Below are 15,192 nucleotides of genomic sequence, written 5' to 3' on the forward strand. Positions count from 1 at the left end.
ATGAAAGTGATAAAAATTGAGTAAATTAATATATGGTCGATTTTGAAAAACTCTCCTGTTTATAGGATAATAGAAATATATGCAATAAGGAGAATGCTGAATGAATTTTTTTAAATTTGCTGACAATTTTACAAAAGAAGCTAGTAAGGTATTGAATGATGCTGGATCCGCTACCAGTAAAGTATTAAATGAAGCAGGTAAATTTACTGGAGAAGCTATTACAGAGTCTGTAAAAGTTATAGAAGATGTTTCAAGTCAGGTTGGCGATGTTATCACAGATGTTTCTGAAAAAGCTATTGGGGTAGCTAGTGATGTGGTAGAACATGTAACTAAAGCTTCATCGGAAACTTTTAATGAAGCAGGTAAAATAGCGAATAATACGAAAGAACAAATTGATGCTGTTGACCTCTTTAATTCTAAACTTAGACAAGAAGCTGTCGAGGGATATAAAGAATCTATAAGATTGTATAATGATGAAGCTGATAATTTGGCTAATAAATCAACAGAACTCTATCAGGTTAGGGAAAAAGCGGTCAAAGTTGTAAAAATTATTGAAGAAAGAATTAGTAAGCTAGCAAATAAGCCAAAAGAGTTTGAAACAAAATTAGAAGAAATTGATGTTGAAATTCAGAATTTTGAAGATAAGCAAATTGCTATTTCACAGTCAATTAAGGAAGTTGAATTAGCAAGTGGTAGTACAGCGGCTACGGCTTCTCTTAGTGCATTAGGAGTAACAGTTGCAACTTTAGGGCCTACTGCCGCTATGGGTGTTGCAACTACATTTGGTGTTGCATCAACAGGTACTGCGATATCAAGTTTGACAGGTGCTGCAGCAAATAGCGCCGCTCTGGCTTGGTTAGGTGGTGGAAGTGTAGCAGCTGGTGGTGGTGGAGTGGCAGCCGGTAACGCATTTTTAGCATTGGCTGGTCCTGTCGGTTGGGGAATTGCAGGCGTTATGTTGACCGCTTCTGTAGGCGCTGGTGTAGTAGCTAATAGGAAAAATGAAGAAGTTGCAAAAGAGGCTATAGAGGAACAGAAAAAGGTAGAATTGTTGGCTAGACAACTTAAAGAAAAAGTAATAGAAGTTACGGAATTAATAGAATTAACTGAAAAACAAACAGAAGGAATTTATTTAGCCAATTTATCTTTAACTGGAATGGACTATAGCTTATTTACTGAAGATGAAAAATACAAAGCAGGTAATTTAGTGAATTCAACACTATCACTGACAGCTATGATAAATAAGGAAATTAAAATAAATGGTTAATCAAATTTTTAATCAAGCATTTAACCAAGGTATTGGAGCATATGTCAATTGCTTAAATAATTTAAGAATTCAAGACTTACAAATTGCTATGAAAATGATAGAAGATGAAGCTCGCAATATCATCTTAAACAAGGATAATGCCTCTAAAATTTTAGATTATGCTAAAGATAATATAGAAGATGTTATTGTTAAAAATCGAGGCGGTGATCGTGGAGTACATGGTTTTATAGCAGAGTTTGCAGAAGCAGGAATTGTAAATGCAAGGAGAGCAATTGAAGGATTAAAACCAATAGTTAAAGTATTGAATGACAATGGACCAGCCGATTTATTAATTGGTAGAAATACTATTCAAATGAAGTTTTATAATAATTTACGTGATGAGTTAGAACAATCATTTTTTTACAATACAAAAATGAAAATGATGTTTCCAAAAGATCACGTTCAAGTATTTGAAAAAATAATGGCTGGAGCAAAAGAAGTTGAACTTAATGGTAAGAGATTGTCCAGTAAACAAATTACGGATATACGCCAAATAATTAATGATATCACTGAAAGCAAGGGACTTACTTCATACAAATCTTGGATGAAATCCTCTGCTCTAGATTATAAAGACGCTCAAAAGAATTCAATTAACTCTCTATTGGATTCTGAACAGAAAAATATTTATAAAACAGTCAAACTGAAACAACAAGAATTAAATAAAAAAAGATTAGTAGCCCAAAAACATGCATTGCCAAATTTAAAAGAAGCTAACAAGGTTGCAAGGAACGCTGCTTTTTTACAGGGTGGTTTAGCTTTGATGTCGAGTGTGTATGGAAAATATAAAGAAGGAAAAAATATTTTTGAATTCGAACAATCAGATTGGTTAGATTGTGGATTGAATACAGCTGAAGGAGTTGTAAAGGGTACAATATCTGGTTATTCTATTTATGGATTAACAAACGTCTTGGGGATTAGTGCTCCAAATGCTAGTGCTTTAGTTATGGCAACTTATGGAATGATAGACATTGTTCTAAAGTATAGATCTACAGAAATAATCCAAGATGAATTTATGAATCTTTTGACATTAAATGTAATGGATGCTTCCTTTGCAACAATTGGTGCTTGTATTGGTCAAGCAATGATTCCTATACCAGTTCTAGGTTCTGTAGTGGGTTCAATAGCCAGCTCAATCATTTGGGAAATAGGGAAGGGAATATTAAATGATAGCGAACAAAAAATCATTCAAGTCTACCAGGAAAATCTGAATAATTATATAAAAATATTAGATAAGCATTATCTTGCTATTTATAATGAAATCATAGAAAAATATAAAAAACTGGGTGAATTACAAGATTACTCGTTTGATTTATCGTTAAACACTAAACTTAGTTTTGAATATTCTATTGAGTTGGCAGAAAAATTAGAAATTGAAAACACAAGAATTTTACATAATTTATCTGAAATTGACAGCTATTTTCTTGACTAAATTATTTTTTCATTATTCTATAGTTTCAAACTATAAAGCCATATAAAATTTAAGAAAGGGCTCTAAAAACCTTAAAAATAGGAATAATTACGAACGTTTAGAGAGTTTAAGGATGTTAAAAATCTCGTTTTGTGTTATAATGAATTATCATATAAGAGGTTAGAGGAGTTTTGAATGAAAACAGATATTGAAATCGCACAGAGTATTGAGTTGAAGCCAATTGTTGATGTTGTAGAGAAACTGGGTATTTCTTACGACGATTTGGAGTTGTATGGAAAGTACAAGGCTAAGCTCAGCTTTGATAAAATTCGTGCAGTTGAGAGCAATCCAGTTGGGAAATTGATCTTGGTTACTGCCATCAACCCAACACCTGCAGGTGAAGGAAAATCAACTATTACCATTGGTCTTGCGGATGCCTTGAACAAGATTGGCAAGAAAACAATGATTGCTATCCGCGAACCATCTCTTGGTCCAGTCATGGGGATCAAGGGTGGTGCTGCTGGTGGTGGATATGCCCAAGTTCTTCCAATGGAAGATATTAATCTCCACTTCACTGGAGACATGCATGCCATTACAACTGCTAACAACGCTCTTTCTGCCTTAATTGACAACCACTTGCACCAAGGAAATGAGTTGGGAATTGACCAACGTCGTATTCTTTGGAAACGTGTTGTGGACTTGAACGACCGTGCCCTTCGCCATGTGACCGTTGGACTTGGTGGCCCTCTAAATGGTATTCCACGTGAGGATGGCTTTGACATTACCGTCGCTTCAGAGATCATGGCCATTCTTTGCTTGGCAACAGACATCGAGGACTTGAAACGCCGTTTGGCGAATATCGTTATCGGTTATCGCTATGACCGTACGCCTGTTTCTGTAGGTGATTTGCAGGTTGAAGGTGCCTTGGCTTTGATTTTGAAGGATGCGATTAAGCCGAACCTGGTTCAAACAATTTACGGAACACCTGCCTTTGTACATGGTGGTCCATTTGCCAATATCGCTCATGGATGTAATTCAGTCTTGGCAACGACTACAGCCCTTCACTTGGCTGATTACACAGTTACTGAAGCTGGTTTTGGTGCAGACCTTGGTGCCGAGAAATTCCTTGATATTAAGACACCAAACTTACCAACATCTCCAGATGCAGTTGTCATTGTCGCAACCCTTCGAGCCCTTAAGATGAATGGTGGCGTGGCTAAGGATGCTCTGACAGAGGAAAATGTAGAAGCAGTTCGTGCCGGTTTTGCTAACTTGAAACGCCATGTAGAAAATATCCGTAAGTTTGGTATTCCAGCAGTTGTAGCTATCAATGAATTTGTTTCTGATACAGAAGCTGAAATCGCAGCCTTGAAAGAGCTCTGTGCCTCAATTGATGTTCCAGTTGAGCTGGCTAGTGTCTGGGCTGATGGTGCAGAAGGTGGAGTAGCACTTGCCGAAACAGTTGTCAAAACTATCGCTGAAACCCCAGCTAACTATAAACGTTTGTATGACAATGACCTTTCTGTCCAAGAAAAGATTGAAAAGATTGTTACTGAGATCTACCGTGGTAGCAAAGTAAACTTTGAGAAGAAAGCTCAAACACAAATTGCTCAAATAGTTCAAAACGGTTGGGACAAATTGCCAATTTGTATGGCTAAGACCCAGTATAGCTTCTCAGACAATCCAAATGCACTTGGAGCACCTGAAAACTTTGAAATTACCATTCGTGAATTGGTACCAAAATTAGGTGCAGGCTTCATCGTAGCCCTAACTGGCGATGTGATGACCATGCCTGGACTTCCAAAACGACCAGCAGCTCTCAATATGGATGTTGAAAGTGACGGAACTGTCCTAGGCTTGTTCTAGTATATTGAAATTGACTTTATACTCTTCGAAAATCAAATTCAAACCACGTCAGCTTCACCTTGGATTATATATGTGACTGACTTCGTCAGTCTTGTCTACAACCTCAAAGCAGTGCTTTGAGCAACCTGCGGCTAGCTTCCTAGTTTGCACTTCGATTTTCATTGAGTAATAAATGAGTTTGGAAATACTATCCAAGCTCATTTTTTATCTAGATATAAGGAGTTACCTTCTACACGTAAGCAGTCTAGGTAAAGATATTTTCCCTGAATTCTGATATAATAGAAATATTGACTTCAAGAGTAAGGAAGAGAAGATGAACGCATTATTAAATGGAATGAATGACCGTCAGGCTGAGGCGGTGCAAACGACAGAAGGGCCCTTGTTGATCATGGCGGGGGCTGGTTCTGGAAAGACCAGAGTTTTGACCCACCGCATTGCTTATCTGATTGATGAAAAGCTGGTCAATCCGTGGAATATCTTGGCCATTACCTTTACCAACAAGGCTGCGCGTGAGATGAAAGAGCGTGCTTATAACCTCAATCCAGCCACTCAGGACTGTCTGATTGCGACTTTTCACTCCATGTGTGTTCGTATTCTGCGTCGTGATGCGGATCATATTGGCTACAACCGCAATTTCACTATTGTAGATCCTGGTGAACAGCGAACGCTCATGAAACGCATTCTCAAACAGTTGAACCTGGATCCGAAAAAATGGAATGAACGGAGCATCTTAGGGACTATTTCTAATGCCAAGAATGATTTAATTGATGATGTGGCTTATGCAGCTCAAGCTGGAGATATGTACACGCAAATCGTGGCCCAGTGTTATACAGCCTATCAAAAAGAGCTTCGTCAGTCAGAGTCAGTTGACTTTGATGATTTGATTATGCTGACCCTGCGTCTCTTTGATCAGAATCCTGATGTCTTGACCTACTACCAGCAGAAGTTTCAATACATTCACGTTGATGAATACCAAGATACCAACCATGCCCAGTACCAACTGGTCAAACTCTTAGCTTCCCGCTTTAAAAACATCTGTGTGGTTGGGGATGCGGACCAGTCTATCTACGGTTGGCGTGGTGCTGATATGCAGAATATTTTGGATTTCGAGAAAGATTATCCCCAAGCCAAGGTTGTTTTGTTGGAGGAGAATTATCGTTCAACCAAAACCATTCTCCAAGCGGCCAATGAGGTTATTAAAAATAATAAAAACCGCCGTCCTAAGAATCTCTGGACCCAAAACGCTGATGGGGAGCAAATCGTTTACTATCGTGCCGATGATGAGCTGGATGAGGCTGTATTTGTGGCTAAAACTATTGATGAACTTGGTCGCAGTCAAAACTTCCTTCACAAGGATTTTGCAGTTCTCTATCGGACTAATGCCCAGTCCCGTACTATTGAAGAAGCCCTTCTCAAGTCCAACATCCCTTATACAATGGTCGGAGGAACTAAGTTCTACAGCCGTAAGGAAATTCGTGATATTATTGCCTACCTCAACCTTATTGCCAATTTGAGTGACAATATTAGTTTTGAACGTATTATCAACGAACCGAAACGTGGAATTGGGCCAGGTACAGTTGAGAAAATCCGTGATTTTGCCAATATGCAAAATATGTCCATGCTAGTTGCTTCTGCAAATATTATGTTGTCTGGAATCAAGGGTAAGGCAGCTCAATCTATCTGGGATTTTGCCAATATGATTCTGGATTTGCGGGAGCAACTGGACCATTTAAGCATTACTGAGTTGGTTGAGTCTGTCCTTGAAAAAACAGGATACGTCGATATTCTTAATGCCCAAGCGACCTTAGAAAGCAAGGCTCGGGTAGAAAACATCGAGGAGTTCCTCTCTGTGACGAAGAACTTTGATGACACCTCTGATGTGTCAGAAGAGGAAACTGGTCTGGACAAACTGAGTCGTTTCTTAAATGACTTGGCCTTGATTGCCGACACAGATTCAGGTAGTCAGGAGACATCAGAAGTGACCTTGATGACCCTGCATGCTGCCAAAGGTCTCGAGTTTCCAGTTGTCTTTTTGATTGGGATGGAAGAAAATGTCTTTCCGCTTAGCCGTGCAGCTGAAGATCAAGATGAACTAGAAGAAGAGCGCCGTCTAGCCTATGTAGGAATTACGCGTGCAGAGAAAATTCTCTATCTGACCAATGCCAACTCGCGCCTGCTTTTCGGTCGTACCAACTACAACCGTCCGACTCGTTTTATTAACGAAATCAGTTCAGACTTGCTTGAGTATCAAGGATTGGCGCGCCCAGCAAATACAAGCTTTAAGGCGTCTTATAGTAGTGGTGGTCTTGCCTTCGGTCAAGGTATGAGTCTTGCCCAGGCTCTTCAAGATCGTAAACGCAGTGCAGCCCCAAAAACTATCCAGTCAAGTGGTCTCCCATTTGGTCAATTTACAGCTGGTGCAAAATCAGCGTCTAGTGAGGCAATTTGGTCTATTGGTGATATTGCCCTCCACAAGAAGTGGGGGGAGGGAACCGTTCTGGAAGTTTCAGGTAGCGGTGCTACGCAGGAATTGAAAATCAATTTCCCAGAAGTTGGCCTGAAAAAACTTTTAGCCAGTGTGGCTCCAATTGAGAAAAAAATCTAATTTTCCATCCTTCTCACGAATAATAAAGTGAGGAGGATTTTTATGTACAGTATTTCATTCCAAGAAGATTCATTATTGCCAAGAGAGAGATTGGCCAAGGAAGGAGTAGAAGCGCTCAGTAATCAAGAGTTGCTAGCTATTTTACTCAGGACAGGAACACGTCAGGCTAGCGTTTTTGAAATTGCCCAGAAAATCTTGAGCAATCTTTCAAGCCTAACGGATTTGAAAAAAATGACCCTGCAGGAATTGCAGAGTCTGTCTGGCATCGGGCGAGTTAAGGCTATAGAATTGCAAGCTATGATTGAACTGGGGCATCGTATCCACAAACACGAGACCCTTGAAATGGAAAGTATTCTCAGCAGTCAAAAGTTAGCCAAGAAGATGCAACAGGAGTTGGGACATAAAAAACAAGAGCACTTGGTGGCGCTCTATCTCAATACTCAAAATCAAATCATCCATCAACAGACCATTTTTATCGGTTCTGCAACTCGTAGTATCGCTGAACCGCGAGAGATTCTTCACTATGCAATCAAGCATATGGCGACTTCTCTCATCTTGGTTCACAATCATCCTTCAGGAGCGGTAGCGCCCAGTCGAAATGATGATCATGTCACTAAACTTGTTAAAGAAGCCTGCGACCTGATGGGGATTGTCCTCTTGGACCATTTGATTGTCTCATATTCTAGTTACTTTAGTTACCGTGAAAAAACAGATTTAATCTAAAGTTCATTAACGACATAGTCAAAGAGGTTTTTATCTTTGGGACGATTTTCAAAAAGAAACTCTGGATGCCATTGGACACCGAGAAAGGCAACATCATCCGTACTCATGACAGCTTCAATGATACCATCTTTAGGATCATGAGCCGCAATCTTTAAATTTGGTGCTAAATCCTTGATACTCTGGTGATGGAAGGAGTTGATATGGGAGATTTCTCCATAGATTTCTCGGAGAACAGTATCTGGTTCTGTCACCAAGCGTTGGGTTGTGTACTCAGCCGAACAATCCTGCCAATGGTCTTCTATATCTTGGTACAGAGTTCCACCCATGGCAACGTTAAAGAGTTGTGTTCCACGGCAGACAGAAAAAATTGGCTTTTTCTGTTTAATAGCTTCCTTGATGAGAGCCAGTTCGAAGATGTCTCTTTGAAGGTGGTAGTCATCGCTATCAATGGTTTTTGGTTCACCATAGAATTTTGGATCAACATTTTGCCCACCTGTCAAGATGAGCTTGTCAATCATACTGATATAGTGGCAGGCCATTTCTTGATCACCAATCGGTAGGATGATGGGAATCCCTCCAGCGTCTTTAACGCCTTCCACAAAGCCTTTTGCTGCGTAGCTCATCATGATGTCATCATCAGGATGAGTTTTTTCGTTTCCTGTAATCCCTATAACTGGTTTTTTCATAAAATGATTTTCGCTTTCTAATCCTCTTTTCGCATGAAATAGAGGAGGGTTTGGAGTTCACTTGTCAAATCGACATACTGAACGACCACATCTTTTGGTAAATGCAGATGGACTGGTGAAAAACTAAGAATTCCTTTCACGCCAGCATCTACCAAGAGATTAGCGACCTCTTGTGACTTAACGCTGGGAACGGTCAGGATAGCAGTCTTGACATCAGCATCCTTGATTTTATCCTTGATTTGAGAAATCCCGTAAATGGGAATTCCATCAGGAGTTTGGCTACCGACTTCAGGATGGTCATCAAGATCAAAGGCCATGATAATCTTCATCTTGTTACGTTCGTGGAAGCGGTAGTGGAGAAGGGCATGGCCCATATTTCCAATACCAACCAGCATGACATTGGTGATGGAGTTATCATTGAGTAAATCGGCAAAAAACGTCATCAGTTTTTTGACATCGTAGCCAAAACCACGACGACCTAGTTCACCAAAATAGGAAAAATCACGACGAACTGTCGCTGAATCAATACCGATGGCCTCTGCAATTTGTTTAGAGTTGGCACGTTCAATCTTTTCTGCATGAAATCTCTTAAAAATTCGATAGTATAGGGAGAGTCTTTTTGCTGTAGCTTTTGGAATAGCAGACTGTTTATCTTTCACAAAATCACAACCTTTCTATTCTTCTATTTTATAGAAACATTGTGAAAAAATCAACAAAAACAAGAAAAAACTAAGAAAAATCTTAGTTTTGATGTAAAAAATCTGCATGTGATAGAAAACGGTAGAGGTCTCCGACCAGGCCCTGATAAACTTTCTGGTCCTTAAAAGTCAGAGAAGTCACATAAAGTGTATCTGGTAGGGTCACACATCCTGACAAAGCCAGCATGAGTTCCTCATAATCTTCGTACTTGAGAGTACGCTCTACATGATAGTTATCCTTATAGGTCAGTTCAAACATTTTGGCTTTATCTTTCTGATTTTGTAAAGACACCACGCTCTACCAAGCTATCCATGAGGAAATAGAATTTTTCCTGATGAATGTGGTGGTCTTCTGATTTGAAAATATCAACTAGACGAAGGCCAAACTTGTCAGTGATATTGATTTTAGCTCCTGTTAGTTCTTTATTGATAATGATTTTGAGTTGGAAGCCCTCACCGCTATTTGGCACTTTTTCAAGTAGGCGAGTTAGTTCGTAGTTACCAACTTTTGTCTCAAAAAAGGTGTTATCTTTGAGGGTGAATTTTTTTACAGAAGGGCTAAGAGTGTAGTCGTAACGACAATTTTTTAACTGAATGGTTTTTTCAAATGCCATATGGCTAACCTCCGATAATTTCTTTTAAGTTTTTTGCGAGGGTTTGTAGGTCTTCAACGGTATTTTGTGGCGACAAACTGATACGAACGGATTCCTTCAAGCGTTCTGAATTTGCTCCGTACATAGCTTCAAGAACATGACTAGATTGGACAATGCCTGCCGTACAGGCTGAGCCAGTAGAGATTGAAATTCCAGCTAAATCTAGACGAAGGAGTAAGAGGTCATTTTTTTGGCCAGGAAATCCAATATTGAGAACATAAGGGAGATGATGCTGTCCTCTATTCAAGTAATATTGAATGTCCTCTAGCTCCGCAAGAAAAGCAGTTTCTAGATTTTGTATATGTTGAAAATGTTCTTTTTGTTTTTCTAGGTCTTCTTTTAGGGCTGCAACCATGCCTACGATGGCAGCTAAATTTTCAGTTCCTGCACGTTTTTTCTGTTCTTGGTCTCCGCCATGTAGATAGGAATCAAAATCCATGCTAGATGCGTAGAGAAAGCCGATTCCCTTAGGACCATGGAACTTGTGGGCCGAAGCAGTGAGAAAATCAATGCCCAATTCTTCTGGGTGTATAGGGATTTTACCAATAGCCTGAACTGCATCGACATGATAGGCAGCAGGGTGTTGCTTGAGTATTTGGCCAATTTCAGCAATGGGCAGTAGGTTTCCCGTCTCATTATTGGCAAACATGGTTGAAACCAAAATCGTATCGTCACGTAAGGCCTCTTGAATTTGCTGGGCGGTGATTTCTTGATTTTCTGGCTGGATAATGGTTACTTCAAAACCGAAGTGTTGAACCAAGTAATCAATGGTTTCAAGGACAGCATGGTGCTCGATGGCGGTTGTGATGATATGTTTTCCTTGTTCTTGATGACGAAGGCAGTAGCCAATGATGGCAGTATTGTTGCCTTCAGTCCCACCAGAAGTGAAAAAGATATGTTGAGGTTTTGTTCCCAGTGACTGGGCTAGTTCCTGACGGGCTTCTCTCAAGAGTTTGCCAGCTTGACGACCATGACCATGGATACTAGATGGATTGCCATGGGTTTCTTGCATAACCTTGGTCATAGCTGAAATAGCAACTGCTGACATGGGAGTCGTTGCAGCATTGTCCAAATAAATCAAAGGATCACCTTATTTCTTTTTGTTGTAGGCAAAGAGTGGGCTGACTGGTTTTCTTTCGTGGATACGGACGATGGCATCACCAATTAACTCACTAGCAGTGATGTAGCATACGTTTTTAGGAGTTTTTTCTTTTGTTGCTACTGAATCAGTCACAAGAATTTCCTTAATATTAGTATTGTCAAGAAGTTCAGCAGCTCCTTCGACGAAGAGACCGTGGCTAGAAACAGCATAAATTTCTGTAGCTCCTTCACGTTCAACGATTTTAGCAGCTTCAGAGAAGGTACGTCCTGTATTAAGAATATCATCAATCAAGATGGCTTTCTTACCTTCAACATCACCGATAATATAACCTTCGTTGCGAGTTGCATCGTCTTGAGGGTAATCGATAATGGCGATAGGAGCATCAAGATACTCAGCCAAGCTACGAGCACGTTTTACACCTGAATTTTTAGGGCTAACGACAACAACATCTGAGCCAAGTAGACCCTTATCGCAGTAATGTTTTGCAAATAGAGGAACTGTGTAGAGGTTGTCAACAGGAATATCAAAGAAGCCTTGCACCTGGACAGCATGCAAATCAAGCGTAAGGACACGGTCAACCCCAGCTTTAACCAGCATATTAGCAACTAGTTTAGCTGTAAGTGGCTCACGAGGTGAAGCAATACGGTCTTGACGTGCATAGCCAAAATATGGAAGGACAACGTTAATACTGTGGGCACTTGCGCGAACACAAGCATCAACCATGATCAACAATTCCATTAGGTGGTTGTTAACAGGGAAACTTGTTGATTGGATGATGTAAACATCATAACCACGGACACTTTCTTCAATATTCACTTGGATTTCTCCGTCTGAAAATTGACGTGATGATAGTTTTCCAAGTGGGACACCAACAGCTTGAGCAATTTTCTGTGCAATCTCTTGGTTAGAGTTGAGTGCGAAAAGTTTCATGTTTTTTCTATCTGACATTATAGACCGTCCTCTGTAAACTTTTTAAATCCTAGTTATATTTATCCTACATATATGAACTGGGACTTGTGTATTTTTATCTTTTCTATTTTACCAAAAAATAGAGATTATTTCAGCTATTTTTCATGCTTTTGACAAATCGGACCAATTTTGAGGGAGCTTTTTGATAAGCAATCTGATTTTCCTCTAAAAATTGTTGGAAATCCTGTTTGCCTTGCTCATGATTTTCCACTTCGAGCTCTAATTCGTAATCTGTAATATCAAAGTACTGACTTTCATCTAGTGCCATGAGGCCAATTGGTGTTTGCTTTTCATAGCGAAGCGTTGTGAGACAACCAAGAATCTGCCAGTTCTTGCTCTGGACATCATGTTTAGCTAATTCATCAAGAACCAGCCCCTGAGGAAGTTCTTTCTTGATCAGATAGTTTTCAGCATCTGTTAGTTGCAATTTTTGGTTGTATTCCATATTTCCAACACTTTGCGGGACTTTGAGTGTCAATTCAGCCCAGTCTTTAAAGGTTCGAATGCGCATAGCGACTTTCTTTTCTCGTAGTTCAAAATCAGGCGTGTCGATGTAGTAATTTTTTTGAAGAACAGGTGTAACACCAGTGAACTGGTCTTTTAGACGATCATATTCATCTTTTTTCAAGAGTGTTTTCAATTCAATTTCTAAATGTTTCATTTTTCTTACCTTTTCTTTATCGTTGAAAGCGGATTTATGATATAATAGCTTTGTATTTATTGTATATAAATCTGGAGAAAAAATCAAAGATATTTTTGAAGGATAATATGAGAACAAGGGAGAATATATGACCTTAGAATGGGAAGAATTTCTAGATCCTTACATTCAAGCTGTTGGTGAGTTAAAGATTAAACTTCGTGGTATTCGTAAGCAATATCGTAAGCAAAATAAGCATTCTCCGATTGAGTTTGTGACTGGTCGGGTCAAGCCAATTGAGAGCATCAAGGAAAAAATGGCTCGGCGAGGCATTACTTATGCGACCTTGGAGCATGATTTGCAGGATATTGCTGGTTTACGTGTGATGGTTCAGTTTGTAGATGATGTCCGAGAAGTGGTGGAGATTTTGCACAAGCGTCAGGATATGCGAATCATACAGGAGCGAGATTACATTACTCATCGAAAAGCATCAGGTTACCGTTCCTATCACGTGGTAGTAGAATATACGGTTGACACTATCAATGGAGCCAAGACCATTTTGGCGGAAATTCAAATACGTACCTTGGCCATGAATTTCTGGGCAACAATAGAACATTCTCTCAACTACAAGTACCAAGGGGATTTCCCAGAGGAGATTAAGAAGCGACTGGAAATTACAGCCAAGATTGCCCATCAATTGGATGAAGAAATGGGTAAAATTCGTGATGATATCCAGGAAGCCCAGGCTCTTTTTGATCCTTTGAGTAGAAAATTAAATGACGGTGTAGGAAACAGTGACGATACAGATGAAGAATACAGGTAAACGAATTGACTTGATAGCCAATAGAAAACCACAGAGTCAAAGGGTTTTGTATGAATTGCGAGATCGTTTAAAGAGAAATCAGTTTATACTCAATGATACCAATCCAGACATTGTCATTTCCATTGGTGGGGATGGCATGCTCTTGTCGGCGTTTCATAAGTACGAAGACCAGCTTGATAAGGTGCGCTTTATCGGTCTTCATACTGGACATTTAGGTTTTTATACCGACTATCGTGATTTTGAGTTGGATAAGTTAATGACTAATTTGCAGCTAGATACCGGAGCAAGAGTCTCTTACCCTGTTTTGAATGTGAAGGTTTTTCTTGGAAATGGAGAGGTCAAGATTTTTCGTGCCCTTAATGAAGCCAGCATCCGCAGGTCTGATAGAACCATGGTAGCAGATATTGTCATCAATGGTGTTCCCTTTGAACGTTTTCGCGGAGACGGGCTAACAGTTTCAACCCCTACTGGTAGCACAGCCTATAACAAGTCGCTCGGTGGAGCTGTTTTACACCCTACCATTGAAGCTCTTCAGTTGACGGAAATTGCTAGCCTAAACAATCGTGTCTATCGAACGCTGGGTTCTTCTATTATTGTTCCTAAGAAGGATAAGATTGAACTCATTCCAACGAGAAACGATTACCATACCATTTCGGTTGACAATAGTGTGTATTCTTTCCGCAATATCGAGCGAATCGAGTATCAAATTGATCATCATAAGATTCACTTTGTCGCGACTCCTAGCCACACCAGTTTCTGGAACCGCGTTAAGGATGCCTTTATAGGCGAGGTGGACGAATGAGGTTTGAATTTATCGCAGATGAGCATGTCAAGGTCAAGACCTTTTTGAAAAAGCACGAGGTTTCTAAAGGACTTTTGGCCAAGATTAAGTTTCGAGGTGGAGCTATTCGGGTCAATGACCAACCGCAAAATGCAACTTATCTATTGGATATTGGAGACCGCGTTACTATCGATATTCCCGCTGAGGAAGGTTTTGAAACTCTGGAAGCTATCGAGCGTCCATTGGATATTCTCTATGAGGATGACCATTTTCTAGTTCTGAATAAACCCTATGGAGTGGCTTCTATTCCTAGTGTCAATCACTCTAATACCATTGCCAATTTTATTAAGGGTTACTATGTCAAGCAAAATTACGAAAATCAGCAGGTTCACATTGTGACCAGACTTGACCGAGACACTTCTGGCTTGATGCTCTTTGCCAAGCACGGTTATGCCCATGCACGATTGGACAAGCAGTTGCAGAAGAAATCTATCGAGAAACGCTACTTTGCCCTCGTTAAAGGAGATGGATATTTGGAGCCTGAAGGAGAAATTATAGCTCCTATTGCGCGTGATGAAGACTCTATTATTACCAGAAGAGTGGCTAAAGGTGGAAAGTATGCCCATACTTCCTACAAGATTGTAGCATCTTATGGGAATATTCACCTGGTCGACATTCGCTTGCATACTGGTCGAACTCACCAAATCCGAGTCCATTTTTCCCATATCGGTTTTCCTTTGTTGGGAGATGATTTGTACGGTGGTAGCCTGGACGACGGCATCCAACGTCAGGCCTTGCATTGTCATTACCTATCCTTTTATCATCCATTTTTAGAGCAGGACTTGCAGTTAGAAAGTCCCTTGCCGGATGATTTCAGTAACCTAATTACCCAGTTATCAACTAATACTCTATAAAAAGTAATTCAGAGTATAATT

Annotated in this window: 15 protein-coding genes; 8 read left to right on the forward strand and 7 right to left on the reverse strand. The window is 39.9% G+C overall.

The annotated features are described in order from the left end of the window. Positions 1-100 precede the first annotated feature (100 nt). The 5 genes from QM424_RS00745 to radC all read left to right on the forward strand — a co-directional run bounded on the left by QM424_RS00745 (position 101) and on the right by radC (position 7,908). Positions 101-1,267, forward strand: coding sequence for a hypothetical protein (locus tag QM424_RS00745; RefSeq protein WP_414392628.1), 1,167 nt, complete (start codon positions 101-103; stop codon positions 1,265-1,267). After that, positions 1,260-2,735, forward strand: a complete 1,476-nt coding sequence (locus QM424_RS00750) for a hypothetical protein (RefSeq protein WP_414392629.1) — start codon at positions 1,260-1,262, stop codon at positions 2,733-2,735. Before QM424_RS00745 ends, QM424_RS00750 begins: the two co-directional genes overlap by 8 nt. Positions 2,736-2,909: 174 nt before the next feature. After that, the gene (locus QM424_RS00755) at positions 2,910-4,580 is read left to right on the forward strand and encodes a formate--tetrahydrofolate ligase (protein ID WP_050242748.1); all 1,671 of its coding nucleotides are present in this window, start codon (positions 2,910-2,912) and stop codon (positions 4,578-4,580) included. Positions 4,581-4,893: 313 nt separating this feature from the next. Continuing rightward, positions 4,894-7,185, forward strand: coding sequence for a DNA helicase PcrA (gene pcrA, locus QM424_RS00760; RefSeq protein ID WP_414392630.1), 2,292 nt, complete (start codon positions 4,894-4,896; stop codon positions 7,183-7,185). A gap of 42 nt (positions 7,186-7,227) precedes the next feature. Further along, positions 7,228-7,908, forward strand: coding sequence for a RadC family protein (radC, locus tag QM424_RS00765; protein WP_414392631.1), 681 nt, complete (start codon positions 7,228-7,230; stop codon positions 7,906-7,908). Here radC and QM424_RS00770 read toward each other — a convergent pair. The 7 genes from QM424_RS00770 to QM424_RS00800 all read right to left on the reverse strand — a co-directional run bounded on the left by QM424_RS00770 (position 7,905) and on the right by QM424_RS00800 (position 12,677). Beyond that, a complete protein-coding gene (locus tag QM424_RS00770; RefSeq protein ID WP_000743337.1) occupies positions 7,905-8,594 on the reverse strand; it encodes a gamma-glutamyl-gamma-aminobutyrate hydrolase family protein in 690 nt (229 codons plus the stop codon). The two genes, radC and QM424_RS00770, sit on opposite strands and share 4 nt — an antisense overlap. A gap of 17 nt (positions 8,595-8,611) precedes the next feature. After that, positions 8,612-9,253 carry a redox-sensing transcriptional repressor Rex gene (locus QM424_RS00775; protein WP_000653414.1) on the reverse strand — a complete coding sequence of 214 codons (642 nt, stop codon included), beginning with the start codon at positions 9,251-9,253 and terminating at the stop codon, positions 8,612-8,614. Between the two features lie 82 nt (positions 9,254-9,335). Further along, positions 9,336-9,551: a DUF4649 family protein gene (locus QM424_RS00780; RefSeq protein ID WP_414392866.1), complete on the reverse strand. Its 216-nt coding sequence runs from the start codon at positions 9,549-9,551 to the stop codon at positions 9,336-9,338. A gap of 7 nt (positions 9,552-9,558) precedes the next feature. Next, positions 9,559-9,906: a DUF1831 domain-containing protein gene (locus tag QM424_RS00785; RefSeq protein WP_000863540.1), complete on the reverse strand. Its 348-nt coding sequence runs from the start codon at positions 9,904-9,906 to the stop codon at positions 9,559-9,561. Between the two features lie 4 nt (positions 9,907-9,910). Further along, positions 9,911-11,026, reverse strand: coding sequence for a cysteine desulfurase family protein (locus QM424_RS00790; protein ID WP_414392632.1), 1,116 nt, complete (start codon positions 11,024-11,026; stop codon positions 9,911-9,913). A 9-nt stretch (positions 11,027-11,035) separates the two neighbouring features. After that, positions 11,036-11,995 carry a ribose-phosphate diphosphokinase gene (locus tag QM424_RS00795; protein WP_001283823.1) on the reverse strand — a complete coding sequence of 320 codons (960 nt, stop codon included), beginning with the start codon at positions 11,993-11,995 and terminating at the stop codon, positions 11,036-11,038. A gap of 112 nt (positions 11,996-12,107) precedes the next feature. After that, the gene (locus tag QM424_RS00800) at positions 12,108-12,677 is read right to left on the reverse strand and encodes a CYTH domain-containing protein (protein ID WP_414392633.1); all 570 of its coding nucleotides are present in this window, start codon (positions 12,675-12,677) and stop codon (positions 12,108-12,110) included. Positions 12,678-12,804: 127 nt separating this feature from the next. Here QM424_RS00800 and yjbM point away from each other — a divergent pair, with 127 nt between their 5' ends. Genes yjbM through QM424_RS00815 form a run of 3 tightly spaced genes read left to right on the forward strand, consistent with a single transcriptional unit; the run spans position 12,805 to position 15,171 of the window. After that, a complete protein-coding gene (yjbM, locus tag QM424_RS00805; RefSeq protein ID WP_050242979.1) occupies positions 12,805-13,476 on the forward strand; it encodes a GTP diphosphokinase in 672 nt (223 codons plus the stop codon). Continuing rightward, positions 13,460-14,278, forward strand: a complete 819-nt coding sequence (locus QM424_RS00810) for an NAD kinase (protein WP_050261575.1) — start codon at positions 13,460-13,462, stop codon at positions 14,276-14,278. Before yjbM ends, QM424_RS00810 begins: the two co-directional genes overlap by 17 nt. Beyond that, positions 14,275-15,171 (forward strand): RluA family pseudouridine synthase, encoded by an 897-nt coding sequence (locus tag QM424_RS00815; protein ID WP_414392634.1) that lies wholly within the window; start codon positions 14,275-14,277, stop codon positions 15,169-15,171. Before QM424_RS00810 ends, QM424_RS00815 begins: the two co-directional genes overlap by 4 nt. Positions 15,172-15,192: the final 21 nt, after the last annotated feature.

This window comes from Streptococcus mitis, assembly GCF_047464945.1.
Lineage (GTDB): Bacteria > Bacillota > Bacilli > Lactobacillales > Streptococcaceae > Streptococcus > Streptococcus mitis_EA.

Excerpts from the sequence above, each read along its gene's own strand:
- QM424_RS00745 (WP_414392628.1), top strand. The coding sequence starts at position 101 with ATGAATTTTTTTAAATTTGCTGACAATTTTACAAAAGAAGCTAGTAAG.
- QM424_RS00750 (WP_414392629.1), top strand. The coding sequence starts at position 1,260 with ATGGTTAATCAAATTTTTAATCAAGCATTTAACCAAGGTATTGGAGCA.
- QM424_RS00755 (WP_050242748.1), top strand. The coding sequence starts at position 2,910 with ATGAAAACAGATATTGAAATCGCACAGAGTATTGAGTTGAAGCCAATT.
- pcrA (WP_414392630.1), top strand. The coding sequence starts at position 4,894 with ATGAACGCATTATTAAATGGAATGAATGACCGTCAGGCTGAGGCGGTG.
- radC (WP_414392631.1), top strand. The coding sequence starts at position 7,228 with ATGTACAGTATTTCATTCCAAGAAGATTCATTATTGCCAAGAGAGAGA.
- QM424_RS00770 (WP_000743337.1), bottom strand. The coding sequence starts at position 8,594 with ATGAAAAAACCAGTTATAGGGATTACAGGAAACGAAAAAACTCATCCT.
- QM424_RS00780 (WP_414392866.1), bottom strand. The coding sequence starts at position 9,551 with ATGTTTGAACTGACCTATAAGGATAACTATCATGTAGAGCGTACTCTC.
- QM424_RS00785 (WP_000863540.1), bottom strand. The coding sequence starts at position 9,906 with ATGGCATTTGAAAAAACCATTCAGTTAAAAAATTGTCGTTACGACTAC.
- QM424_RS00795 (WP_001283823.1), bottom strand. The coding sequence starts at position 11,995 with ATGTCAGATAGAAAAAACATGAAACTTTTCGCACTCAACTCTAACCAA.
- QM424_RS00800 (WP_414392633.1), bottom strand. The coding sequence starts at position 12,677 with ATGAAACATTTAGAAATTGAATTGAAAACACTCTTGAAAAAAGATGAA.
- yjbM (WP_050242979.1), top strand. The coding sequence starts at position 12,805 with ATGACCTTAGAATGGGAAGAATTTCTAGATCCTTACATTCAAGCTGTT.
- QM424_RS00810 (WP_050261575.1), top strand. The coding sequence starts at position 13,460 with ATGAAGAATACAGGTAAACGAATTGACTTGATAGCCAATAGAAAACCA.
- QM424_RS00815 (WP_414392634.1), top strand. The coding sequence starts at position 14,275 with ATGAGGTTTGAATTTATCGCAGATGAGCATGTCAAGGTCAAGACCTTT.